The following is a 23,329-nucleotide window of genomic DNA, read 5'->3' on the forward strand; positions in this document are numbered from 1 at the left end:
CGTGCAGGCGCATCGGATCCTCCCACCGCTCGACGGCCCGACGCGGGGTGACCCGCGCCGCGGGTACGGTATCCGGCCGCGCCGGCGGCGGCGAGCCCAGGCGCGGGCGCCGGCCGTGCCCGTGCGGCACGGCCGGCGCCCAGCGGTCCCTGCTCCGTCAGTCGCGGCCCTGGTCGTGCGGCACGGTGACCGTCACGGTGCAGCCGACCGGGCGACCGATCTCGTCGTGGCCCGCGTAGGTCAGGGAGTAGACCCTGTCCCCGCCGGCGCCGTCGCGTTCGGCCCGCAGCCGGCCGCTGGTGTCCGGGGTGCCGACGGTGAAGCCGCTGACGTCCGCGGCGTCGCCGCCGGTCACCGCCGTCAGGTTGAGCGCGTACGGGCCGAGCACCCCGTCGCGCAGGTCTGCCGTCACGGTGACGTCGACCATCTGGTGGTTCGGCGGCCACAGCACCGGCCGGTCCACCACGCAGTCCACCTCGCGGGTGGGCACCGGCCGGTCCAGGGTGGCGACGGCATGGCCGATGGTCGCGGTGAGCCGCCCGCCGGCCTCGTAGTACATGTGCGCGGTGCGCCCCTCGAAGTAGAACGTCGGCGCGGCCGAGCGCCCCAGGTCGGGCGCGGCGACCATCGAGTCGTGCACGACGCCGAGGTGGACCTCCCGGTCGAGGTCGTCGCCGACGTCCACGGCGTGCATGTTGCCGTCGGCCGCGTGGAAGATCACCAGGTTGCGGCCGTTCCAGCGCAGGAAGAACGGGCCGGAGGCGTTCGGGCCCTGGATGCCCTGCGGGGTGACGATCGGGTCGGGCTGGATCGTCCAGGTGCGCGCGTCCGGGGAGACCGCCCAGCGGATCCGCCGGGACACCGGCCCGGTCGGCCCGGGCGGCGCGGCGGTCGGGTTGTCCATGAAGAGCATCAGGTACCGGCTGCCCAGCCGCGGCACGGCGTGCTCGAACACCCGGGCGTAGGAGGTCTCCCCGCCGGTGCTGTCGTCGCGGCTGATCGCCGTCCCGCCGTAGTCGAAGTGGATGCCGTCCTCGGAGGTGGCGTACCGGGTGATCGAGTTCTCGCCGTGGAAGTAGAGGAACAGCTTGCGCTCCCCCTCCACCCAGATGGCGTGCGGGGAGGAGATGTGGCTGACCGTGGAGTAGTGGGGCAGCCAGGTGTTGCCGATCAACGGGTTGGCCCGGTACTCGGTCCACGGACCGTTGATCGAGTCCGCGTACGCCAGGGCGATCCCGCCGGGCCGCTCGTGGGGGGCGTAGTACAGGTAGTAGGTGCCCAGCGGGTTGGGGAAGTAGTCGGCGGCCCGGATGACGCTCGGGAAGATGAACTCGTTGGTCGGGTTGTAGGTCAGGGCGCTCTTGTCGAACGCGGTGCCCGCGTAGGTGAAGCGCGGGAAGTCGAGGGCCGGATCGGCGGCGGCCGGAGCCGCACCGGCCAGCGCGGTCACCAACATGCCCGCGCCGGCTGCCGCCACGGCGGCGCGACCGGGCACTCGGACGGGTGCTTTCGTCATCGCTGTTCCTGCTCTGTCGGGGGATGGTGGGGCTCCCCCACCGCCCGGGCGGGCCGTCGGCGTACGGGGCCGTCGACGGAGGAGCCCAGGAGGTGGGGACGGGTACGCCGGTGACGACTGTGGACGCCGCGCAGCACGCCGCGGGGCGGCACGAAGTCACGCTGCGTGAGACGGTCGGCCACCGCGAGGGTGAGCAGGCCGCCCGGGTCAGGTGCTAATACGTATTACCATCAATCCTTCTCGAATGCTGCTCGACCCGGGCGGGTCTTGTCAAGAGGCCGGCCGCCGGCCTCGGCGGGACGGCCCGCCGGCTCCGTCGGGAGCCAGCGAGCCGCGAACGCGGGGTGGACCGCTCGGAGCTAATCCGCATTACTCCAGGGACTTCATCTCCAAGAAATCTCTCCGTCCCCCTCTTGACACAAACCCGGTCGGCCCGCCAGGCTCCTCCCCAACGCCGAGCGCTAATACGCATTAGCCGCACCGGAAGGACCTGTGGTGCCCTCTACACCCCGACGCGTCACGCAGCGTGACATCGCGCGGCTGGCTGGCGTCAGTCAGGCGACCGTGTCGCTGGTGCTCAACAACCGGGCCGACGCCGACGTCCGCATCGCGCCCGAGACCCGCGACCGCGTGCTGCGGACCATCGCCGAGACCGGGTACGCCGCCGACCCCGTGGCCCGCCGGCTCGCCGCACGGTTCAACCGGATCATCGGCGTCTTCACCTACGAGCCCGCCTTCCCCAGCGGCAGCCGCGACTTCTTCCACCCCTTCCTGCTGGGCATCGAGGAGTACGCGGAACGGGCCGGCTGCGACCTGCTGCTGTTCACCAGCGCCCCGGTGGTCGACGGTCGGCGCCGCATCTTCCACCAGGACAACCGGCTCCGCCTCGCCGACGGCTGCATCCTGCTCGGCCGGGAGATCGACGCCGCGGAGCTGCACCGGCTCAACCGCGACGGCTTCCCGTACGTCGCCGTCGGCCGTCGCGACGACGCCGGCGGCCCGGTGCCGTACGTCGGCGCCGACTACGCGACGGCGGTGGGCGAGCTGGTCGCCCTGGCCCTCGCCCGCGGTCACCGGCGCCTGGCCTACCTGAACACGGACCTGACCGCGGAGTCCTCGGCGGACCGGCGGCGCGGGTTCGTCGCGGCCGCGACGGCCGCGGAGAGCGCCCGCCACCTGACGACCGTCGCCCGGGACGCCGAGGTCATCCTCGACGACCTGCTGGCCGACGGGACCACGGTGGCCTTCATCGAGGACTTCGCCACCGCCGTGGCGCTGGAGCTGGCCAGCCGGCGGCGCGGCCTGGGCGTGCCCGGCGACCTGTCGATCCTGACGCTCGGCGACCCGACGGTCCCGGTTCCCACCGACCTCGCGTTCACCGGATTCCGCATCCCCCGCGAGGAGATGGGCCGGCAGTCGGTCGAGGTGCTCGCCAGCGTCATCGACGGCAGCGCCGTCGGCGTCCAGCAGCGGCTCCTGCCCTGCGAACTCGTCGAGGGCGACACCCTCGGCACCCCTGATCGGCGGTCCACCGCAGCTGAGCGGTGACCGTGCAACCCGGAAGGAAGCAAGTGGTACAGATGCGTGCGGACGTCCTCGTCGTCGGGGGCGGGCTGGGCGGGGTGGCGGCGGCGCTCGCCGCGGCCCGGGCCGGCCGGTCGGTCATCCTGACCGAGGAGTTCGACTGGCTCGGCGGGCAGCTCACCAGCCAGGCCGTCCCGCCGGACGAGCACTCCTGGATCGAACAGTTCGGAGCCACCGCGAGCTACCGGGCCCTGCGCACCGGGATCCGTGACTACTACCGCCGGCACTACCCGCTCACCGAGCGGTCGCGGGCCTGGACCGACCTCAACCCGGGAGCCGGCTGGGTGAGCCGGGTCTGCCACGAGCCCCGGGTGGCCGTCGCCGTCATCGAGCAGATGCTGGCGCCGTTCCTCGGCTCCGGCCGGCTGACGGTGCTCCAGCCGTACCGGCCGGTCGCCGCGGAGACCGACGGGGACCGGGTGGTCGGGGTGACCGTCGCGCACCGCGACCGGGACGAGCGGATCGACCTCGTCGCGCCGTACATCCTGGACGCGACGGAGACCGGCGAGCTGCTGCCGCTGACCGGCACCGAGTACGTCACCGGCTTCGAGTCGCAGGCCGACACCGGCGAGCCCAGCGCGCCGGCCGAGGCGCAGCCGATGAACATGCAGGCCGTCTCCGTCTGCTTCGCGCTCGACCACGTCGACGGCGACCACACCATCGAGCGGCCGGCGAACTACGACTTCTGGCGCGACTACAAGCCCGACTTCTGGGGCGACCGGCTGCTGTCCTGGCGGTCGCCGCACCCGCGCACCCTGGAGATCGTCGAGCGCAGCTTCACGCCCAACCCGGACGACGACCCGCTGGCCGTCAACGCCGACCAACGGCTCAACCCCGGCGACGGCAACCTCTGGACGTTCCGGCGCATCGCCGCCCGGCGCAACTTCACCGACGGCGCGTACGACAGCGACATCACGCTGGTGAACTGGCCGATGATCGACTACTTCGAGAGTCCGGTCATCGACGTGCCGAACGCGTCGTGGCACCTGAGCAAGGCCCGCGAGCTGTCGTACTCGGTGCTCTACTGGATGCAGACCGAGGCGCCCCGGCCGGACGGCGGGACCGGCTTCCCCGGCCTGCGCCTGCGCGGCGACGTGACCGGCAGCCGCGACGGCCTGGCGCAGGCGCCCTACATCCGGGAGTCGCGCCGCATCCGGGCCGAGTACACGGTCGTCGAGCAGGACCTGTCGCTGGCCGTACGCGGCGAGCACGGCGCGGTCGCCTACCCGGACTCGATCGGCGTCGGGATGTACCGCATCGACCTGCACCCCTCCACCGGTGGCGACAACTACATCGACGTCGGGTCGTGCCCGTTCGAGATCCCGTTGGGCGCGCTGATCCCGCAGCGGGTCGAGAACCTGCTCCCGGCCGGCAAGAACATCGGCACCACCCACATCACCAACGGCAGCTACCGGCTGCACCCGGTCGAGTGGAACGTCGGCGAGGTCGCCGGCCTGCTCGCCGACTTCTGTCTGGCCCGGGGCGAGTCCCCGCGCGCGGTCCGCGGCACCCCCCGCCTGCTGGCCGACTTCCAGGACCGCCTCTCGGCGGCCGGCGTGGAGATGCGCTGGCCCCAGGTCGCGGGCTACTGAACACCCCCGAAGAGGAGAAGATCATGAGATTGGGAAAGGCTGTGCGCGGTGTCGCGGCGACACTGGCCGGCGTCCTCGCGCTGTCCGCCTGCGGCGGCGGTGACGAAGCTGCGGACAAGGGTCCCGCCAACCTGCGGATGACCGTCTGGTCCGCCAACGAGGCGCACCTCAAGCTGTTCAACGAGATCGCCGACGAGTACCGCAAGAGCCACCCGGACGTCGCGTCCATCAAGTTCGACCCGCTGCCGTTCGAGAACTACACCACGACGCTGACCACCCAGATCGCCGGCGGCAACGCGCCCGATCTGGCCTGGGTGTTCGAGAACTCGGCCCCCGACTTCGTCGCCTCCGGCGCGCTGCTGCCGCTGGACGAGAAGCTCAAGAAGGCCGAGGGCTACCAGTACGACGACATCTCCCCCGCCACCCTCAAGCTCTGGCAGGACGGGGGCAAGCTGTACGCGTACCCGTTCTCCACCTCGCCGTTCGGCGTCTTCGTCAACACCGACATGCTCAAGAAGGCCGGGCAGAAGACCCCGGCCGAGCTGATCGCCGCCGGGCAGTGGAACTGGGACAACGCGCTGGCCGCGGCCGGTGCCACCGCCGCGTCGAGCGGCAAGGCCGGCCTGGTGATCCGCGACTTCGACTACAAGGGCTGGGACAACCTGTCGACCCTCTGGACCGGTTGGGGCGCCCAGGCGTGGAGCGAGGACGGCAAGTCCTGCGGCTTCGCCGCCCCGGAGATGGTCGAGGCGATGACCACCCTGCACAAGGCGATCTTCACCGGCAAGGCGCTGCCCGGCCCGGGTACGACCGCCGACTTCTTCGCCGGTGACGCCGCCATGACGGTCACCCAGATCTCCCGCGCCTCGCTGCTGAAGTCGGACGGCTTCGGCTGGGACCTGGTGCCGCTGCCGGCCGGGCCGAAGGGCAACTACTCGGTGGTCGGCCAGGCCGGCGTCGGCGTGATGAAGAAGAGCAAGAACGCGGACGCGGCGGCGGACTTCCTCGCCTTCCTGACGAACCCCACCAACTCGGCCAAGCTGGCCCAGTTCTTCCCGCCGCCGCGCCAGTCGCAGCTCACCGCGGAGACGCTGGCCAAGACGAACCCGACGCTCAAGCCCGAGCAGTTGCAGAAGGTCGTCATCGACGGCATCACCAACGGCGTGGTCAAGCCCAGTCACGCCGGGCAGGCCGAGCTGAGCCAGCAGGTGCGCGCCGGGCTCGACCCGCTCTGGAAGGCCGACGCGGACGTCAAGGCCGTCCTCGAGGGTGTCTGCACCAAGATCCAGCCGCTGCTGGCGAAGTAGGGCAGCCTGACCATGTCCCAGACGGACACGACGGTGGGCGGGGTCGAGGCCCCGCCCACCCGGGACCGGTCGCGGCCGTACTGGACCAGCCGCCGCCGCGACCAACTCACCGGTTACCTGTTCATCGCTCCCCAACTGCTCGGCAGCCTCGTCTTCGTGATCCTGCCGCTGATCCTGGTGGTCTGGTACAGCCTGCACGAGTGGAACGTGCTGGCCGGCACGTTCGAGTTCGTCGGCACCGAGAACTACGCGAACCTCGCCGACGACACCAACCTCGGCTCGGTGCTGCGGGCCACCGGTCTGTTCTCGGTCGGGCTGGTGGTGTTCAACCTCGGCCTGGCCCTGCTGCTCGCCGTACTGCTCAACCAGAAGCTGCGCGGAACGATCGTGTTCCGCACCCTGTTCTTCTCCCCCGTGGTCGTCTCGCTGGTCGCCTGGACCATCGTGTGGGGGTTCCTGCTGCAGGACAACGGCGGCGTGAACGGCCTGCTCGACACGGTCGGCGTGGACGGGCCGAACTGGCTGCGCGGTGAGGGCACCGCCATGTTCTCGGTCGTCGTGGTGCAGGTGTTCAAGAACGTCGGCCTGAACATGGTGCTCTTCCTGGCCGCCCTCCAGGGCGTGCCGGCCGAGCTGTACGAGGCCGCCGAGGTGGACGGGGCCAGTCGGCTGCGCCAGTTCTGGCGGATCACCGTGCCGATGATCAGCCCGACCATCCTGCTCACGTCGATCATCACGGTGGTCGGCTCGTTGCAGGTCTTCGCGCAGATCGCGGTGCTCACCCAGGGCGGCCCCGGCACCTCGACCACGGTGCTCGTCTACTACCTGTACCAGCAGGCGTTCCAGTTCCACCACTTCGGCTACGGCGCCACGCTGTCGATCGTGCTGTTCGTCATCGTGCTCGCGCTCACCGTGCTGCAGTGGCAGATGCGTAAGAGGTGGGTCCACCATGAATCGTGACCTGTCGCCCCGGACCAAGCTGGTGCTCTACGGGGTGCTGCTGGTCCTGGCGATCCCGTTCGTCTTCCCGACCTGGTGGATGGTCACCTCCTCGCTGAAGCCGATCGCCGACATCTTCAGCTTCCCGCCGCAGCTCCTGCCGACGAGCCCGAAGCTGGACGCCTACCAGCGGGTGTTCGAGTTGCAGCCGTTCGGCCAGCAGTACCTGAACAGCCTCTACATCGCGCTGGTGGTCACCGTCGGCACCCTGGCGGTGGCGGCGCTGTCCGGGTACGCCTTCGCCCGGATCCGCTTCCGTGGCCAGAACGTGCTCTTCCTGGTGATCCTCGCCGGCCTGCTCATCCCGAGCGAGGTGACGATCGTGCCGCTGTTCCAGATGTTCTTCAAGCTGGGCCTGGTCGACACCCACTGGCCGCTGATCCTGGTGCCGATCCTCGGCGCGCCGAGCGTGCTGGCGACCTTCATCATGCGGCAGTTCTTCATCAGCCTCCCCGGCGAGTTGGAGGAGGCGGCCCGGGTGGACGGGCTGGGGCGGTTCGCCACCTTCTCGAAGATCGCCCTGCCGCTGTCCCGGCCCGCGCTGGGCGCGGTCGCCATCTTCACCTTCCTGCACAGCTGGAACCTCTACCTGGAACCGATCGTGTTCCTCTCCTCGCCGGAGAAGTTCACCCTGCCGCAGGCGCTCACCCAGTTCGTCGACGCCTACGGCGGCCCGATGTGGAACGTCCAGCTCGCCGCGGCGTCGATGACCGCGCTGCCGGTCCTGGTGGTCTTCGTCATCGCGCAGAAGCAGTTCGTCGAGGGCCTGGCGCACACCGGGCTCAAGGGATGACGGTGCCGGCGGCCCTGGTGGGCCTCGACATCGGCGGCACCAAGACGGCGGCGGCGCTGGTCGGACCCGACGGGCAGGTGCTCGGGCGTCGCCTGGCGCCCACCCCTGCCGGGTCGGGGCCGGCGGCCGTGCTGGACACCGCCGCGCGGCTCGTCCGGGAGCTGCTCGACGCGGGCGGCGCCGGCCCGGTCGGCGTGGGCACGGCCGGCACGGTCGATCCGGCCACCGGCACCATCCGGTACGCCACCGACAGCCTGCCCGGCTGGGCCGGCACGCCGGTCGCCGACGAGTTGGCCGCGCGGCTGGCCCGGCCGGTCCGGGTCACCAACGACGTGAACGCCGCCGCGCTCGGCGAGAGCTGGGTCGGCGCGGGCCGGGACCGGCGGGACCTGGTGCTGGTCGCGGTCGGCACGGGCCTGGGCGGCGCGATGCTCCAGCACGGTCGGATCTCCACCGGCGCCCGGGGCGGCGCCGGCGAGGTGGGGCACCTCCCGGCTCCCGGCGCCGAGCGGCTGCGCTGCGGGTGCGGCCGGTACGGGCACCTGGAGGGCATCGCCTCGGGCACGGGACTGTCCGGCGCGTACGCCCTCGAGACCGGTGTGCGGATCACCGGGCGGGCCGTGGCCGAGCGGGCGGCGGCCGGTGAACCGGTCGCCCGGGAGGTGGTGGACCGCGCCGCCACGGCCCTCGGCCGGGCGCTCGCGGGGCTGGTCGCCCTGCTCGATCCGCAGGCGGTGGTGCTCGCGGGCGGGGCGGCCGACGCCCTGTTCCCCGGCGCCCGCGCCGCCTTCACCGCCGAACTTCCCGCGGCCTGGGCGGACGTGTCCCTGCTACCGGCGGCGCTCGGCGCGGACGCGGTCGTCGTGGGCGCCGCCCGACTGGCGGGCCTCCCGGGCCCCGGCCGGCAGGCGGCCGGCAGCTCCGCCGTGGTCACCGACGAGAGGACGAGAACGTGAGTGTGTTCGACGAGCTGGCCGGCGGCCTCGTGGTCTCCTGCCAGCCGGTGCTCGACGATCCCGACGACCCGATGCGCGACCCGTACGTGCAGGCCCGGGTGGCCGCGGCGGTGGTACGGGGCGGCGCGGTCGCCGTCCGGGCCAACGGCACCGCCGACGTCCGGGCCATCCGCGCCGCCGTCGACGTGCCGGTCATCGGGCTGCACAAGCAGGGCGTCGAAGGGGTCTTCATCACCCCGACGGCGGCGCACGCGCTCGACGTGGCCGCGGCCGGGGCGCACATCGTCGCCGTCGACGCCACCGACCGTCCCCGTCCGGACGGGCGCAGCTTCGCCGACACGGTCCGGGCGGTCCGGGAGCGGAGCGACGCGCTGGTCCTCGCCGACGTCTCCACCGTCGAGGAGGGCGTGGCCGCCGTGCGGGCCGGTGCGGACGCCGTCGCGACCACCCTCTCCGGCTACACCCCGGCCAGCCCGCCGACCGACGGACCGGACCTGACGCTGGTGGCCCGGCTCGCCGACCTGCTGGCGGTGCCGGTGATCGCCGAGGGCCGCTACCGCAGCGCCGAGCAGATCGGGCAGGCGTTCGCGGCGGGCGCCCACTCGGTGGTGATGGGCAACGCGGTCACCTCGCCGCTGTGGCTCACCCGTCGCCTGGTGCCGGCCACCCCGGCGGGCGCCCGACTCACCTGACGGCGCGGGGGCGGGTGCGCCGCGGCGCCGCGGCGGTGGTCCCGGGCACGACGGCGCAGGGCAGGCTGCGTTGCAGGGCGTCGGCGCCCGGCGCGGGACCGACCAGCTGTTCGAAGAGCAGTCGCACCGCCCCCGCGCCCATCTGCTCGCGGGGGATCCGGAAACCGGTCCAGTCGATGTCGCCGGGACTGCCGTCCTCGGCGTCGCCGAGCTGGGCCAGTGACAGGTCGCCGGGAACGGACATCCCCCGGGCCAGCGCCGCCGCCCGGATCTGCGGGGCCAACCCGGACGGCCAGACGACCGCCGCGGTGAGCCCGTTGTCGTCGAGCAGGTCGAGTGCCTCGCCGCCGGTCAACCTGGCGCCGTCCAGCACGACCGGGCGGCTGCGGGCGGCGCGTACCGCCTGCTGGTAGCCCTGCGCACGGTCGGCCGACGGCTCGTCCCGGCGGAGGTCGCCGAGGAAGCCGACCCGTTCGTGGCCGAGGGCGAACAGCCGCTCGACCACCTCGCGGGTGGCGGTCACGTAGTCGGCGCCGACGTACGGCACGATGCCGGCGTCGGACTCCCGTCGGCCGATGAAGGCGAACGGGAAGTCGCGGCCGAGCAGGTCCGCCAGGTCACGCTTGTCGTCGTGGCGGCCGAGCAGGACGCAGCCGTCGGCGACGCCGAGCCGGCGGGAACCGTCGCCGAGCAGGCGCCGCCCCTGCCGGGACGGGGTGCTGGTGAAGAAGAGCAGGTCGCAGTCGAGCTCCTCGGCCTGCGCCTCGACCCCCACCAGGAACGGGTGGTAGAAGTCCCGGCTGTCGCGCGGGAAGACCGGCTCGTAGGTGAAGACGCCGATGATCCGGGTGCGTCCCCCGGCCAGGCGTTGGGCGGCCGGGTTCGCGACGTACCCGGTCATCCGGATGGCGTCGAGCACGCGTTGACGGGTCTGCTCACCGACGCGTCGGCGACCCGTGTCGCCCTCCTTGAGGATCAGTGACACGGTCGCCTGGCTGACCCCGGCGAGCCGGGCGACGTCGGCCTGGGTGGCCCGGCCGTTGGTGCCTGGCATCGTCGTCACCTCCGTGTCCCGGCCGCTCGCCGGGGGCCCGCTCCCGCGCCGTCGCCCCGGCTGGTCATGCGCATGACCACACGATCGCACACGGCGACGTCTCGGGAGCGGGCTGCCGTGAATGATCAGCCCACCGGTCGCCGTAAGTCAATGTTACGCGGGGGTTTCATATTCTGGCGGCCCGGCTCTTGACAGCTCGGGCCAGCGGAAACATTCTGGTTATGCGCATGACCACATGGTCGCCGACCGGTCCCGACAGGGGCAGGAAAGGCGTCCCGATGATCCAAGCTCCACCCCGGCGGGCAGCCGGCCGCCGACCCCCAGCGGGCCGGGCACGGGTCGGCATGCTGGCCGGTTCCCTCCTCCTGGCCGCCACGGCCGTGGCGCCGGCCGTCGCCGCCCCGCCGGCGGCAGCCCCCACCCCACCGGCCGCCTCGGCCTCCGTCTACCGGAGCATGCCGACCGACCCGACCGCGGTCGTCCTCGGCAGCGCACGGTTCCCGGTGCACGGCGACGGCGTCGGTGACGACACGGCCTCGGTGCAGGCCGCCATCGACGAGGCCTCCCGCCGGGGCGGCGAGAACTGGCTGGGCAACATCGTCGGCGGGGCACGCAACGTCACCGTCGGCGACGGCGGCGGCGTGGTCTTCGTGCCGGAAGGGCGTTACCGCCTCTCCCGGCAGGTGGACCTGCACGCCTCGGTGCGCCTGATCGGGTTCGGCGCCGCGCGGCCCGAGTTCGTCCTCGCCGAGTCCACCCCCGGCTTCCAGGACGGCAACCAGTCCTTCCTCTTCGCCGCGCTGCGCCGGCCCTTCCAGCCCGGCGCGGCCCGCAGCTTCGGCAACAACGACACCTTCGGCACCGGCCTGGTCAACCTGGACATCCGGATCGAGCCCGGCAACCCCGCCGCGGTGGCCGTACGCTTCAGCGGCGCCCAGATGTTCGTCCTCCAGGACCTCGACATCCACGTGGGTACGGGATACGCCGGGATCGACCACAACGCCAACCTGATCCAACGGGTCAACGTCTACGGCGGCACGGTCGGCATGCTGGCCTTCGCCGCCTCGCCCGGCTGGCAGACCACGCTGCTGGACACCACCTTCACCGGTCAACGCGAGGCGGCCGTCAAGCTGCACACGGACAGCAAGCTCAGCCTGATCCGCAACCGCTTCGCCGACTCGCCGGCCGGCATCGTCGCCACCCCGAACCAGACCCAGCGCCTCTACGTGCAGGACTCGGTCTTCGAGAACATCAGCGGGGCGGCGATCACCCTCAACGACAGCGAGTCCGTCGCGGGCGGCGGCGAGCCGGAACTCATCCGCGCCCAGAACCAGCTCAACGTGGTCGACACCGGGGTCACCGGCACCGGTGCGCTGCTGGCCACCGTGCCCAGCGGACGCACCTGGGTCGGCCCCGGCCCGTCGTACCTGGTGCGCGACGCCACGCTCGGACTCCGGGTCGACGACGCGCTGAGCGACACCGAACGGCGTACCGACGGCGTCCTGGTCTCCGCGACACCGGCCGCGCCGCCGAGCTTCGCCCGGCTGCTGCGCACCGACGCGCCCCTGCCACCGGCCACCGGCGGCTGGGTCAACGTGGTCGAGTACGCCGCCGCCAGGGGCGTCACGGTCGGCAGCGGCACCAGCGACGACCACGCCATCTTCCAGCGGGCCCTCGACGAGCACGACACCGTCTACGTGCCGATGGGGCAGTACCTGATCGGGAACACCCTGCGGCTGCGGCCGCAGAACAACCTGATCGGCCTGCATCCCCGCCAGACCTGGCTGAAGCTGCCGGAGCGGGCCGCCGGATTCACCGACCCGCAGCGGCCGAAGGCGATGGTCCAGACCCCGCTCGGCGGGCGGAACCAGGTGACCGGCCTCGGCCTGGACTCCGCGCAGCAGACCGCGGGCTCGGTGCACGTGCACTGGCGCTCCGGTGAGCGCAGCTACCTCGCCGACATCGCCACCCAGTTCGTGAAGTGGCACCCGGAGCAGACCGCGCCCGGCGACCCCGGCGCCGGTGATCCCGGATACCAGTACCGGGGCCGGCACAGGTACAGCTTCTGGGTGCAGGGCGGCGGCGGGACCTTCGCCAACATCTGGAGCGTCGCCGGCTGGGCCGACAACGGGTTCCTCGTCGAGGACACCTCGGTGCGCGGCCGGATGTACGAGGTCTCCGTCGAGCACCACGAGCACCGCGAGGTCGTGCTGCGCCGCGTCCGCAACTGGCAGTTGCACGCGCTGCAGACCGAGGACCACATCTACGGCTGGCGGTCCCAGGCCGTCGAGCTGGACGACGTGCACGACGTCCTGTTCGGCAACACGGTCTTCTTCCGGGTGGCCACCGTGCAGGGCCCGTACCCGTACGCGGTGGGACTGCGCGACAGCAGCGGCATCGTGATCCGGGGCACCCGTGGCTACCGGCCGGACAACGTGGCCAACACCCGGTGGGGCGCCACCGTCGCCGACGTGGCGACCGGCCGGACCGTGCCCGAGATCGAGGTGGCGTACCTGGGGGTCAGGGTGACCGGCAGGAAGGCCGACCCGGCCGGCGCCCACGTCGCGCTGGACACGCCGGAGATCCGGGTGCTGCCCGGTCGGGCCGGGAGCGCCGTGCTGCGGGTACGCAACGACGGCCCCGGCCCGCTCACCGCCCTGACGGTCGGCGTCGACGCGCCGCCCGGCTGGCAGGTGCGGGCGCGGCCGGAGACCACCCGGCTGCCCGCGGGCGCCACCACGCCGGTCGCGGTGAGCGTGCAGGTCCCCGCCGACGCGGTGACCGACGGCACGGTCCGGCTGACCGTCGCGTTCACCCGGGCCAACCACCGGCAGGAGATCACGCAGACCCTGCGGGTGGGCGTGGCCGGGGAGAACCTCGCCCGGGGCGCCGTGGTGCAGGCGAGTTCGGTGCTCTCCGGCAACGTCGCCGCCCACGCGGTGGACGGTGACCGGACGGGTGCCCGCTGGATCTCCGGCTCGGCCGACCCGGCACCCGCGCTCACCCTGGATCTCGGTGGGCCGGCGGAGCTCCAGCGGCTCGACCTCTACAGCGGGGTGGCCGGCTCGGAGAGCCTGCGGGTGCGGGCGTTCCGGGTGGAGGCCCTGGTCGACGGGGCCTGGACGACCATCGGTTCGGCCGGGGCGAACACCGCAAACCCGGCCCGGGTCGACCTCGCCGGCGCGCCGACCGGCATCCGACAGGTCCGGCTCGTGTTCACCGAACCCAGCCCGACCGACGGGCTGGCCCGGGTCTTCGAGGTGGAGATCCACGGCCTCCGCTGACGCTCAGGGAACGGGCCCGGGGCAGCAGACCGTCAGCGCCCCGGGCACCACCCGCACCTTGAGCTTCGTGACCTCCCCCCGGGCGCCGCCGTCCAGCTCGTACGTGCGGGGCGCGGCCAGCCGGACCTTGATCTTGCGGCCCCGGGTGATCCGCACGAACGGCGACTCCTCCGAGCGGCCGGCGGCCATCCGGCCGAGGGTGCGCGCCCAGTCCACCGCGCCGTCGGCGGTCGACACGCCGATCTCCAGGCAGCCGTCGTCGGGGCGGGCGTCGTCGAACGCCGGGATGCCGCCGGTGATCGTGCCGACGTTGCCGAACAGCACGCAGCTCGCGTCGCCGTCGAACCACTCCGTGCCGTCGACGGTGATCCGCGTGCCGACGAGTTCGCCCCGGACGTGCCGCAGCCCCGTCCACATGTAGGCGAGGCGACCGAGCTTGCCCTTCAGCGTGCGGTCCGCCTCGCGGATCAGGTCGCCGTCGAAGCCGGCACCGGCCATCACGGCGAAGTGCTCGCCGTTGAGCCGGCCCAGGTCGAGGGAGCGGCGCCGGCCGTGCAGGCCGATGCGGACGGCCTCGGGGAGGTCCTCCGGTACGCCCAGGTTGGCGGCGAAGAGGTTGGCGGTGCCGGCGGGCAGGATCGCCATCGGGACGCCGGAGCCGGCGAGGGTGTCGGCGCAGCGCTGCACCATGCCGTCGCCGCCCCACACGAAGACCAGCTCGGCGCCCTTCTTCAGCGCCTTGCGGACCTTCTTCGGCGCCTTGCGGCTCTTCGGCACCTCGTACCAGACGAGGTCCTCGACGCCCGCGCCCGCCAGCTCCGCGCGCAGTTCGTCGAGGCCGCCGCCGAGGGTCTTCTTGCGGTGGGCGACGACCGCGACCGTGCCCACCCGGACGGCGGTCGCCGGCTCGTCGCCCACCGTGCTGCTGGTGCCCATGACCGCCGTGGTACCCGGCCGGCGCGGTTTCCACGCCCCGACCGGCGGGGAGGGGCCGACGGTGCGGCGAGCTCCGTTCGACCACCGGCGCGGGTGTGGCCGGTCGGCGCGGCGCCTCGGCGTGCGCCCCGCCGACCGGCCCGCCGGCGCGGCGGCGGTACGGGCGAGGGGAACCGCCTCACCGCCGGGCCGGACGCCGCCCCCGGGTCGACACGAACTGGTACGACATCACGACGAACCCGGGGTCGCGCAGGAGCCGACGGAACGCCTCCAGCTGACCGGGCGACACACCCGCCTCGATCAGCTCCGGCTCCAACTGCCGGGAGTTCGTCGCGTAGAGCGACGCGCCGAGCGAGCCACCGGGCCAGCTCTCGGAGTGGGTGACCGTGTCGACCTCGACCAGTCCCGCCGACGCGAGGTGGGCGTGCACGTCCTGCGCCCAGGCCAGGTCCGCGCCGTGGCTCTGCAGGACGCCGAGCATCGTGTCCGTCACGTGGGTGAAGAGCTTCGCCGCGTCGTCGCTCGGCGCGGTCAGCACGCGCAGCGGGGCCGTGCAGTCGAACTCCTCGACCACCAGCCACCCGCCCGGGGCCAGCGCGCCGGCCAGCGAGGCCAGTACGCGCCGCCGCTCCGGCAGGTGGAGCAGCACCAGCCGGGCGTGGATGAGGTCGAAGGCGTCGCCGGGCGGCGGCTCGCTGCGCACGTCGTGCCGACGGACGTCGAGGTTGGCCGCGGGGGCGAGGTGGGCGACGTCGATGTCGGTCGCCAGCACGCGCCCCGTCGGGCCGACCGCCTCGGCCATGCTCCGGGCGACCGAGCCCCCGCCGGCGCCGATCTCCCAGCACACGCCGCCCGGGGCGAGCACCGGAGCGCCGATCCGGGCCGCCGTGATCGGGTCCAGGAAGGACTCCAGCGCCCGCAGCTGGGGCACCGCCTCCGGTGAACCGTTGTCGAAGGTGTACTCGGTGTCACGGATGTCTGTCGGCATCGTCGCTCGTTCCTGTCGAAGTCGGTCGGGTCAGGTGCGCGGGATCGGCCCGGAACCGGGCACCGGTCGGGTAGCCGGCAGCTCCGCGACGGCGGCGACGCTGAGCATCGCCGCCAGGCGGCCCGGCTCGGCCCGGGCCTCGTCCGCCGGGCGGTCGTAGACCACCCGGCCGTACTCGAGCACCGCGATCCGGTCCGCGATCTCGACGGCGTGCTGGAGCTGCTGCTCGACGAGGAGCACAGCCAGCCCGGTCCTGGCCAGGGTGCCGACGAGGTCGCGTACCCGGGCGGCCAGGCCGGGCGCCAGCCCTTCGCACGGCTCGTCCAGCAGCAGCACCCGGGGCTGGCCGAGCAGCGCCCGGGCGATCGCCAGCATCTGCTGCTCGCCGCCGGAGAGCTGGTCGCCGCGATGGCGCAGCCGGGCCGCCAGCCGGGGCAGCAGCTCCAGGACCCGCGCGACGGTCCACCCCTCGCCCGCCGGCGTCGCGGCACGCCACGGCACCGCCGCCAGGGCGAGGTGCTCGGCCACGGTCAACCGGGAGAAGACCCGCCGGCCCTGCGGGACGAGGCCCACCCCGCACCGGGCGATCCGGTGCGGCTGCCGGCCGGCGACCGGCACGCCGTCGACCTCGATCCGCCCCCCGCAGGGCCGCACCAGCCCGGCGACGGCGTGCACGAGGGTGCTCTTGCCGGCGCCGTTGCGGCCCACCACCGCCTGCACGGCGCCGGCCGCCACGTCGAGGGTGACCTCGTGCAGCACGATCCCGCCGGCGTAGCCGGCGCAGAGCCGCTCCGTCCGCAGCATCACGACACCCCCTCCGCGTAGGCCTGCCGGACCGGACCCGACGCGCGGATCTCGGCCGGCGTCCCGGTGGCGACCGTCCGGCCGTCCCGGAGCACGGTCACCTGGTCGCAGAGCGCGTACACCAGGTCCAGCCGGTGCTCGACCAGCAGCACCGCGACGGCGCGCGGCAGGGCCCGCAGGAACTCCACCAGCCGACCGACCTCGACGACGGACAGGCCGGCGGCCGGCTCGTCGAGCAGCAGCAGCCGCGGGCGACCGGCCAGGGCCATGGCGATCTCGAGTTGCCGCCGCTGCCCGTGGGCGAGCTGACCGGCGGGAGTCGCGCCCACGTCGCGCAGGCCCAGCCGTTCCAGCCACGCACCCGCCGTACGCTCGGCGGCGCACCGCCGCGCGCCGGGCCGCCACCGGCCGGGCCGCACCGCGTGGGGCAGCGCGGCGACCACCACGTTCTCGGCGGCGGTCAGGCTCGACCACACGGCGGGACGCTGGTGGATCCGGCCGATGCCCCGCCGGGCCCGGGCGGCGGGGCCGAGCCGGGTGACGTCGCGGCCGGCGAGCAGCACCCGGCCGCCGCCCGCCGGGGTCGCCCCGCCGAGCACGTCGAGCAGCGTGCTCTTGCCGGCGCCGTTGGGCCCGATCAGGGCGTGCCGCTGGCCGTGGTCGATCCGCAGGTCGACCCCGTCCAGCGCGGCCAGCGAGCCGTAGCGGACCGTGACGCCCCGGGCGGACAGCAGCGGCGTCATGCGCGTGCCCCCGTCGGCGCCGGCCGTTCCTCGGCCGCAGGGCCCGCCGGCAGTCCCGGCAGGAGCCGGCCCCGCACGCCCGTCGGCCGGCGCCCGTCGCCGGGCAGCAGGTGGACGGTGACGACGAACGCCACCCCCAGCACCAGGGGCGCGTGCCCGGGGAGCACACCGAAGAGCCAGTCCCGGCCGGCGATCACGATCGCGGCGCCGACCAGGGCGCCGCCCACGGACGCGACGCCGCCGACCACCACCCCGAGCAGCAGCAGGGCGGAGGTGTCGAAGCCGAAGTCGGCCGGCGAGATGAACTGCTGGGCGACCACCAGCAGGGAGCCCGCGGCGCCCGCGACCGCCCCCGCGGCCACGTGCACGGCCGCCACGTGGGCCGCCACCCGGTGGCCGCTGGCCCGCAGCCGCGCCTCGTCGTCCCGGCCGGCCCGCAGCAGCAGGCCGGCCCGGGTGCGCAGGACCAGCAGCACCGCGCCGACCAGCACGGCGACGACCACCAGGGCGTACAGGTAGCGCGCCCGGTCGGTGGCCAGCACCGGCAGCCCCCACAGGGGACGCACCGGCGGCACCCCGGCGAGCCCGTCGGTGCCGCCGGTCACCGACCGCCAGCGCCCGACGACGGTCACCACGAGCTCGCCGATCGCCAGGGTGATCATCAGGACGATCACGCCGCGCGCGTACACCACGAGCGGGACGGTCGCCGCGGCCAGCGCCGCCCCGGCCGCCGCCGCGACGACCAGGTGCACCACCGCCACGTCGGAGAGCCGGCTGCCGACCACCGCGCTGGCGTACGCGCCCGCCGCGTACGGCGCGGTCTGTCCCAGGGTGGGCAGCCCCGCGACGCCGGTGAGCAGGGCGACGCTCACCCCCACCAGGCCCAGCGCGAGGGTACGGGCCAGCAGCGCCACGGTGTAGTCGTCGACCGCCCACGGCGCCAGCACCAGGCCGGCCAGGACGAGCACGGCGACGCCGCGCCGCAACGCGCGCACCGCCTCGTCCCTCACGATGTCCTCCGGCTCGTGGCCAGGCCCCGCGCCCGCACCGCGAGCACGGCGGCCATGGCGGCGAAGAGCAGGAACGGGGCGGCCGACGGGGCGAGCGCCACCCCGAGGGTCTGGATCTGCCCGACCGCCAGGGCCGCGAGCAGCGTGCCGGTCATCGACCCGAGCCCGCCGAGGACGACGACCACCAGCGACAGCAGCAGCACCGCGTCGGCGGTGTCCGGCCCCGGACCGATGATCGGCGCGCCGAGCACGCCCGCGGCGCCGGCCAGCGCCCCGGCGGCGGCGAGCACGCCGACGCGGATCCACGCCGGGTTCACGCCGAGGACGGCAACCATCTCGGCGTCGTCGACGGCCGCGCGGACCAGCATCCCGGCCCGGGTGCGGCGCACCGCGAGGTGGAGCAGGCCGGCGAGCACGGCCGCGACGACGATGAAGACCAAGCGGTACGCCGCGTAGCGGTGCCCGGCCACGACCACCGACCCGTCCAGCGCCGCCGGCACCCGCACCGGCGGGTCGTCCGGCCCGAACGCCGCCACGAGCAGGCTGCCCCCGGCCAGCGCCACCCCGAAGGTGAGCAGCGCCTGGGTGAGATGGCTGCGCGCGGCGAGCCGGGTGAGCAGGCCGGCGACCAGCGCGCCGGCGGCGGTGGCGGCGACGGTCCCGACGGCCAGCGCCAGCACCAGGCTCGGCCAGCCGCCGTCGAACAGCGCGGCGGCGGTGTACCCGCCGATCGCGTACAGGGTGCCGTGCGCCAGGTTCAGGATGCCGGCGACGCCGAAGCAGAACACCAGTCCCGCCGCGGCGACGAAGACCAGCAGCCCGTAGGCCACCCCGTCCAGGGCCGGGACCAGGTACGGGTCGATCCGGATGTCGACCGCCACGCCGTTCACCCGCCGACGGTGGCGAGGTCACCCACGACGGTGTTGGACAGCGCCCGGCCGTCCTGGCGCACCTGGCGCAGGTACCACTTCTGCACGGGCGCGTGCGTGCTCGGCGAGAACTGCCAGGTGCCGCGCGGGCTGGCGATCTGGCCCAGCTGGCCGATGGCCGCGTTGATGCTCTCCGGGCTCGGGTCGTCCCCGGCCGCCTCGATGGCCCGGTCCAGGACGGCCGCGGCGTCGTAGGAGGCCATGGCGTACGTGGTCGGGGAGCCGTCGTTCTTCGCCTTCCAGGCGGCCACGAAGGCGCGGTTCTCGGCGTTGTCCAGGTCCGGCGAGTAGTTCAGCACGGAGTAGACGTCGCGGGCGGCCTCGCCCTGGGCGTCGAGCACCCCGCCCTCGGTGAGGAACCCGGCGGCGTAGAGCGGCAGGTCGCTGATCTCCGACTGCGCGTACTGCTTGACGAAGTCGACGGCCGCGCTGCCCGCGTAGAACGTGTAGACGGCGTCGGCGCCGGAGGCCTTGATCCGGGCGAAGTACGGGGTGAAGTTGGTCGTCGTCGGGAACGGGGTGAAGGTGGTCTTGCCGTCGGCATTGGCGAGCCTGCCGCCCTCCTTGACGAAGGCGTCGGTGAAGCCGCGCAGCTCGTCCCAGCCGCCCTGGTAGTCCGGGCCGATGGCGTAGACGCTGCCCTCGACGTTGTCGCGCACGTGGCGGGCGATCGCCTCCCCGGGCTCGTCGGAGAGGTACGAGGTGTGCCAGATCCGGGACACGTCCTTCAGCTCCGGGCGACCGTTCGAGCCGACGAACGGCACCTTGGTCTCGTTGAGCAACGGATAGACGGCGGCCACGGAGCCACCGCCGACGATCCCGGTGAGCGCGGCCACCCGGTCCTGCTTGAGCAGTTTCGTCGCGGCGGGCACCGCGGTCGCGGCGCCGTTGCCCTCGTCGGCGACGACGAGTTCCACCTGTCGCCCGCCGAGCCTGCCGTCGTGGGTGGCCAGGTAGAGCTCGAAGCCGGCGCGGATCTCCTTGCCGACCGCCTGGTAGGTGCCGGACAGCGACGCCAGCAGGCCGATCTTGATCGATCCGGCGGCGCCGGTGCCCCGCCCGCCGTCGGCACAGGCGGTCGCGGCGAGCAGGACGAGGGCGAGCAGGGCCGCGGTGCGGGCACGGCTGCGCCGGGGGATGGTCAGCGACATGTCTTCTCCAGGAGGGATGGGGTTTCCGGCGTGAGGTGCCGGGGTGTCAGCGGCTGCGGCTCAGTGCCGCCCGCGCCGCCGGGGTCAACGCGTCGCCGATGCGGTTCGCCAGCTCGGTCATCTCGTAGGAGACCTTGCCGACGTCGCACTGCGGGTCGGCGAGCACGAGCAGGGACGCGCCGTCGTTGAAGGCCATCGAGAACATGAAGCCGCCCTCGAGCTGGGTCACGTTGGAGATCACCGCGCCGGCGTCGAAGAAGGCCGCCGCGCCGCGGAGCAGGCTCACCAGCCCGCTGCCGGTCGCCGCGAGCTGGTCCGCCCGGTCCGGCGGGAGGCCTCTCGTGGCGGCCACCATCAGGCCGTCGCTGGAGATCGCGATCGCATGGCTGACCTCGGTGGCGCGCTCGGCGAAGGCGTCCAGCAGCCAGCCGAGATCCTGTTGGTCGGTCACGTGCTCTCCCTGTCGGGTCAGTTGGTGATCAGGTTGGTCCGGCGGCCCGCGACGCCCCGCGCGTACGCGGCCATCGCGGTGGCCACCTGGGTCGGGTCGCGGTGCGCGGAGCGCTGCTGCGGCACGGTGACGCCGCCCGGGACGAGGTGCTGTCGCGGCTGACGCCGCGGCAGGCCGGACGTGGTGGTGGCGACGACCTCGGGCGCGTCGGCCCGGGCGGCGGTCCGCCAGGCCTCGTCGGCGGGGCTGGCCCACGGCCCCGCGTTCGTGGCGTCGTCGTGGCCGGCCTGGAACCAGTGGTTGACCTCCTCGAAGATGACGAGTTCCTCGGTGGGCTCGTCACCTGCTCCGGCCGGCGCCGGTGCGGGCCGGAACACCGGCGCCACCGGCAGTGCCCGCTCGGGCGTCGGACCGCCCGTCCACGGTTCCGCCGGGCTTCCCGCCCACGGCTGCGGGGCCGTGGCGTACGCCGGCGGCGCGAGGGTGGTCCGCGCCGCGCGCCGCGACGGCCGGCCCGGCGTGAGCAGGAACTCCTCCGGGGGCAGCGGTCGGATGATCGCCCCCGGGAACGCCGCCTCGGCGATGATGCCGCGCCGGGGACCCGGACGGAGCTGGACGGCCGCGCCCAGCCGGGCGGCGAGCTGTCCCACGACGACCAGCCCCATCGCCCGTACGGCCGCGACGTCGATGGCGGGCGGGCGGGCCAGCAGGTCGTTGAGCTGCTGCCGACGCTGCGGGGACAGCCCCACGCCCTCGTCGCTGACCTGGACGATCACCCGGTCGCCGAGGCTGCGGGCGGTCACCCACGCCTCGGTGCCCGGCGCGGAGTAGCCGGTGGCGTTGTCCATCAGCTCGGCCAGCAGGTGCACGACCTCGTCGACGGCGTCGGCCGCGACGGCGACGTCTCCGTCGACCATGCCGAGGCGGATCCTGGCGTAGTGCTCGATCTGGCTCTGCGCGGCCTGGAGCACCTGTTGCAGGGGTACGTCGTGCTGGCGTACCCGCCCGACCCCCACTCCGCCCAGCACCAGCAGGCTGGCGTTGATCCGTCCCATCCGGGTGGCCAGGTTGTCCAACGTGTAGAGCTGGTCCAGCCGTTCGGGGTCGGTCTCGTCCCGTTCGACCTTGTCGACCTGCGCCAGCACCGCGTCGACCAGCCGCTGCTCGCGGCGACTGAGGTGGATGAAGATGTCGGCCGTGTTGGCCCGCATGACCGCCTGCTCGGCCGCGGTACGCACGGCCGCCCGGTGCACGGCCGCGAACGCCTCCCCCAGCTCGCCGATCTCGTCGCCGCGCGACGGCTCCAGGGCCTCCGCGGACTGTTGGCGGGCCAGCTCGTCCGGGTCCACCGACGAGCTGTCCGGTTGCTGGAGCCGGGCCACCACCTGCGGCAGCCGTTCGAAGGCGACGGCGTTCGCGGCGTCCCGCAGCCGGCGCAGGCGCCGCGTGATCTGCCGGGCCACCGCCCAGGTGACCAGCGCGGTGAGCAGCAGGGCCACCGCCACGGCAGCCGCCTCGACGGCCGTGCGCCGCCGCTGGTCGGCGTGGGCGGACCGGATGTCGTCGAGCACCGCCGCGTCGACCCGTTGACGCAGCTCGGCCAGGCGGACGGACCACTGCTGGGTCGCGGCGACCCACGCGCCGGGGTCCAGCCGCAACCGGCTTCCCGCCCGGGTCCTCGACACCTCGTCCTGCAGCCGTTGCAGCAGCAGGGCGTCCCGGCCGCTGCCCGCCTGCTCCCACCAGCCCCGCCAGGCGGGCCGGGCGAGGGCCAGGAAAGACAGGCTCGACTCGGTGAAGCCGGACCGGGCGGCGGTGATGTCCTGCTGCATGGCGGGGGTCAGCTGGTCGGCCGCCACCGCGCGCAGGACGGCGACCTGCTGCTGGCCGGCCGCCTCGGCCGCCTTGGACAGCGCGGCCGAGGCCCGCATGCCGTCCGTGATCCGGGCGTTGACCGCGCCGAGGGTGACGCTCTCCCGAAGGCTGAGCAGGTCGGCGATCACGATCCGGTAGCTGAAGGTCATCGCTGACACCGAGGCGTGCGCCGCCGTACGCACCTGCGCGCGCAGCGGCGGCAGGCCCTCCAGCGCCAGGTCGATCCGCTGGAGCGCGGACTGCCCGGCGGCGGGTCCGGCAGGCACCAGCGCCCGCTGCCGGCGGTAGCGGGCGACGGCGTCGTCGGTGCTCCCGGTGGCGTCCGCGAAGGCTTCCTGCTGCTCGGCCGCGCCCCGGCTGAGCAGGTCGGCGGCGACGACGCGCTCGCGTTGCAGCCGGTGGGCCAGGTCGCCCGCGTCGGCACCGAGGTGCGCCAGGAGTCCGAGATCGCTCGCGCGGGTCGTCTGGCGGACGCTCTCGGTCAGGGCGAGGCCGGCGAATCCCATCACGGCGACCAGCGGGGCCGCCACGATGAGGCGCATCCGGGTGCCGATCTTCCAGCCGCGGCGGCCGGTCGGGTAGGGTCGGGCCGCGTGGGACCTCGTGCTCGACGCCAAGACTGACTCCCGCGACTCATCCAAGACGGCCAATGCGTACCTTGCCGT

General features: G+C 73.9%; 19 protein-coding genes. 8 read left to right on the plus strand and 11 right to left on the minus strand.

Features of this window, described 5'->3' with window-relative positions; all coding sequences use genetic code 11:
• Nucleotides 1-157: 157 nt before the first annotated feature.
• Nucleotides 158-1,516 carry a hypothetical protein gene (locus OG989_RS24145; RefSeq protein WP_151455490.1) on the minus strand — a complete coding sequence of 453 codons (1,359 nt, stop codon included), beginning with the start codon at nt 1,514-1,516 and terminating at the stop codon, nt 158-160.
• A 495-nt stretch (nt 1,517-2,011) separates the two neighbouring features.
• Here OG989_RS24145 and OG989_RS24150 point away from each other — a divergent pair, with 495 nt between their 5' ends.
• Genes OG989_RS24150 through OG989_RS24180 form a run of 7 tightly spaced genes read left to right on the plus strand, consistent with a single transcriptional unit; the run spans nt 2,012 to nt 9,439 of the window.
• A complete protein-coding gene (locus OG989_RS24150) occupies nt 2,012-3,064 on the plus strand; it encodes a LacI family DNA-binding transcriptional regulator (protein WP_327028552.1) in 1,053 nt (350 codons plus the stop codon).
• 32 nt (nt 3,065-3,096) lie between these two features.
• Nucleotides 3,097-4,692: an FAD-dependent oxidoreductase gene (locus OG989_RS24155; RefSeq protein WP_327028553.1), complete on the plus strand. Its 1,596-nt coding sequence runs from the start codon at nt 3,097-3,099 to the stop codon at nt 4,690-4,692.
• A gap of 23 nt (nt 4,693-4,715) precedes the next feature.
• Nucleotides 4,716-5,999 carry an ABC transporter substrate-binding protein gene (locus OG989_RS24160; protein ID WP_327028554.1) on the plus strand — a complete coding sequence of 428 codons (1,284 nt, stop codon included), beginning with the start codon at nt 4,716-4,718 and terminating at the stop codon, nt 5,997-5,999.
• A 12-nt stretch (nt 6,000-6,011) separates the two neighbouring features.
• A complete protein-coding gene (locus OG989_RS24165) occupies nt 6,012-6,959 on the plus strand; it encodes a carbohydrate ABC transporter permease (RefSeq protein ID WP_151455080.1) in 948 nt (315 codons plus the stop codon).
• Nucleotides 6,949-7,791, plus strand: coding sequence for a carbohydrate ABC transporter permease (locus OG989_RS24170; RefSeq protein ID WP_327028555.1), 843 nt, complete (start codon nt 6,949-6,951; stop codon nt 7,789-7,791). Before OG989_RS24165 ends, OG989_RS24170 begins: the two co-directional genes overlap by 11 nt.
• The gene (locus OG989_RS24175; protein WP_327028556.1) at nt 7,788-8,747 is read left to right on the plus strand and encodes an ROK family protein; all 960 of its coding nucleotides are present in this window, start codon (nt 7,788-7,790) and stop codon (nt 8,745-8,747) included. Before OG989_RS24170 ends, OG989_RS24175 begins: the two co-directional genes overlap by 4 nt.
• Nucleotides 8,744-9,439, plus strand: coding sequence for an N-acetylmannosamine-6-phosphate 2-epimerase (locus tag OG989_RS24180; RefSeq protein ID WP_311411097.1), 696 nt, complete (start codon nt 8,744-8,746; stop codon nt 9,437-9,439). Before OG989_RS24175 ends, OG989_RS24180 begins: the two co-directional genes overlap by 4 nt.
• On the opposite strand, the gene OG989_RS24185 is transcribed toward OG989_RS24180, so the two are convergent.
• Complete coding sequence (locus OG989_RS24185; RefSeq protein ID WP_327028557.1) at nt 9,432-10,493, minus strand: LacI family DNA-binding transcriptional regulator; 1,062 nt, start codon at nt 10,491-10,493, stop codon at nt 9,432-9,434. The two genes, OG989_RS24180 and OG989_RS24185, sit on opposite strands and share 8 nt — an antisense overlap.
• A 344-nt stretch (nt 10,494-10,837) precedes the next feature.
• Here OG989_RS24185 and OG989_RS24190 point away from each other — a divergent pair, with 344 nt between their 5' ends.
• Nucleotides 10,838-13,777 carry a glycosyl hydrolase family 28-related protein gene (locus OG989_RS24190; RefSeq protein ID WP_327028558.1) on the plus strand — a complete coding sequence of 980 codons (2,940 nt, stop codon included), beginning with the start codon at nt 10,838-10,840 and terminating at the stop codon, nt 13,775-13,777.
• Nucleotides 13,778-13,780: 3 nt separating this feature from the next.
• On the opposite strand, the gene OG989_RS24195 is transcribed toward OG989_RS24190, so the two are convergent.
• The 9 genes from OG989_RS24195 to OG989_RS24235 all read right to left on the minus strand — a co-directional run bounded on the left by OG989_RS24195 (nt 13,781) and on the right by OG989_RS24235 (nt 23,206).
• Nucleotides 13,781-14,713 carry a diacylglycerol/lipid kinase family protein gene (locus OG989_RS24195; RefSeq protein WP_327028559.1) on the minus strand — a complete coding sequence of 311 codons (933 nt, stop codon included), beginning with the start codon at nt 14,711-14,713 and terminating at the stop codon, nt 13,781-13,783.
• A gap of 178 nt (nt 14,714-14,891) precedes the next feature.
• Nucleotides 14,892-15,701 (minus strand): methyltransferase domain-containing protein, encoded by an 810-nt coding sequence (locus OG989_RS24200; protein WP_327028560.1) that lies wholly within the window; start codon nt 15,699-15,701, stop codon nt 14,892-14,894.
• Nucleotides 15,702-15,731: 30 nt separating this feature from the next.
• A complete protein-coding gene (locus OG989_RS24205) occupies nt 15,732-16,505 on the minus strand; it encodes an ABC transporter ATP-binding protein (protein WP_327031226.1) in 774 nt (257 codons plus the stop codon).
• Nucleotides 16,505-17,248 carry an ABC transporter ATP-binding protein gene (locus tag OG989_RS24210; RefSeq protein ID WP_151455088.1) on the minus strand — a complete coding sequence of 248 codons (744 nt, stop codon included), beginning with the start codon at nt 17,246-17,248 and terminating at the stop codon, nt 16,505-16,507. Before OG989_RS24210 ends, OG989_RS24205 begins: the two co-directional genes overlap by 1 nt.
• Nucleotides 17,245-18,258 (minus strand): branched-chain amino acid ABC transporter permease, encoded by a 1,014-nt coding sequence (locus tag OG989_RS24215; protein WP_327028561.1) that lies wholly within the window; start codon nt 18,256-18,258, stop codon nt 17,245-17,247. The genes OG989_RS24210 and OG989_RS24215 overlap by 4 nt, the downstream gene beginning before the upstream one ends.
• Nucleotides 18,255-19,148 carry a branched-chain amino acid ABC transporter permease gene (locus OG989_RS24220; protein WP_151455090.1) on the minus strand — a complete coding sequence of 298 codons (894 nt, stop codon included), beginning with the start codon at nt 19,146-19,148 and terminating at the stop codon, nt 18,255-18,257. The genes OG989_RS24215 and OG989_RS24220 overlap by 4 nt, the downstream gene beginning before the upstream one ends.
• The gene (locus OG989_RS24225) at nt 19,145-20,338 is read right to left on the minus strand and encodes an ABC transporter substrate-binding protein (protein ID WP_327028562.1); all 1,194 of its coding nucleotides are present in this window, start codon (nt 20,336-20,338) and stop codon (nt 19,145-19,147) included. Before OG989_RS24225 ends, OG989_RS24220 begins: the two co-directional genes overlap by 4 nt.
• Before the next feature lie 46 nt (nt 20,339-20,384).
• Nucleotides 20,385-20,789, minus strand: coding sequence for a roadblock/LC7 domain-containing protein (locus OG989_RS24230; RefSeq protein WP_091094994.1), 405 nt, complete (start codon nt 20,787-20,789; stop codon nt 20,385-20,387).
• A gap of 17 nt (nt 20,790-20,806) precedes the next feature.
• On the minus strand, nt 20,807-23,206 hold the full coding sequence (locus OG989_RS24235) for a nitrate- and nitrite sensing domain-containing protein (RefSeq protein ID WP_327028563.1): 2,400 nt from the start codon (nt 23,204-23,206) through the stop codon (nt 20,807-20,809).
• Nucleotides 23,207-23,329: the final 123 nt, after the last annotated feature.

The organism is Micromonospora sp. NBC_01740 (assembly GCF_035920365.1).
In the GTDB taxonomy this organism is placed as follows: domain Bacteria; phylum Actinomycetota; class Actinomycetes; order Mycobacteriales; family Micromonosporaceae; genus Micromonospora; species Micromonospora reichwaldensis.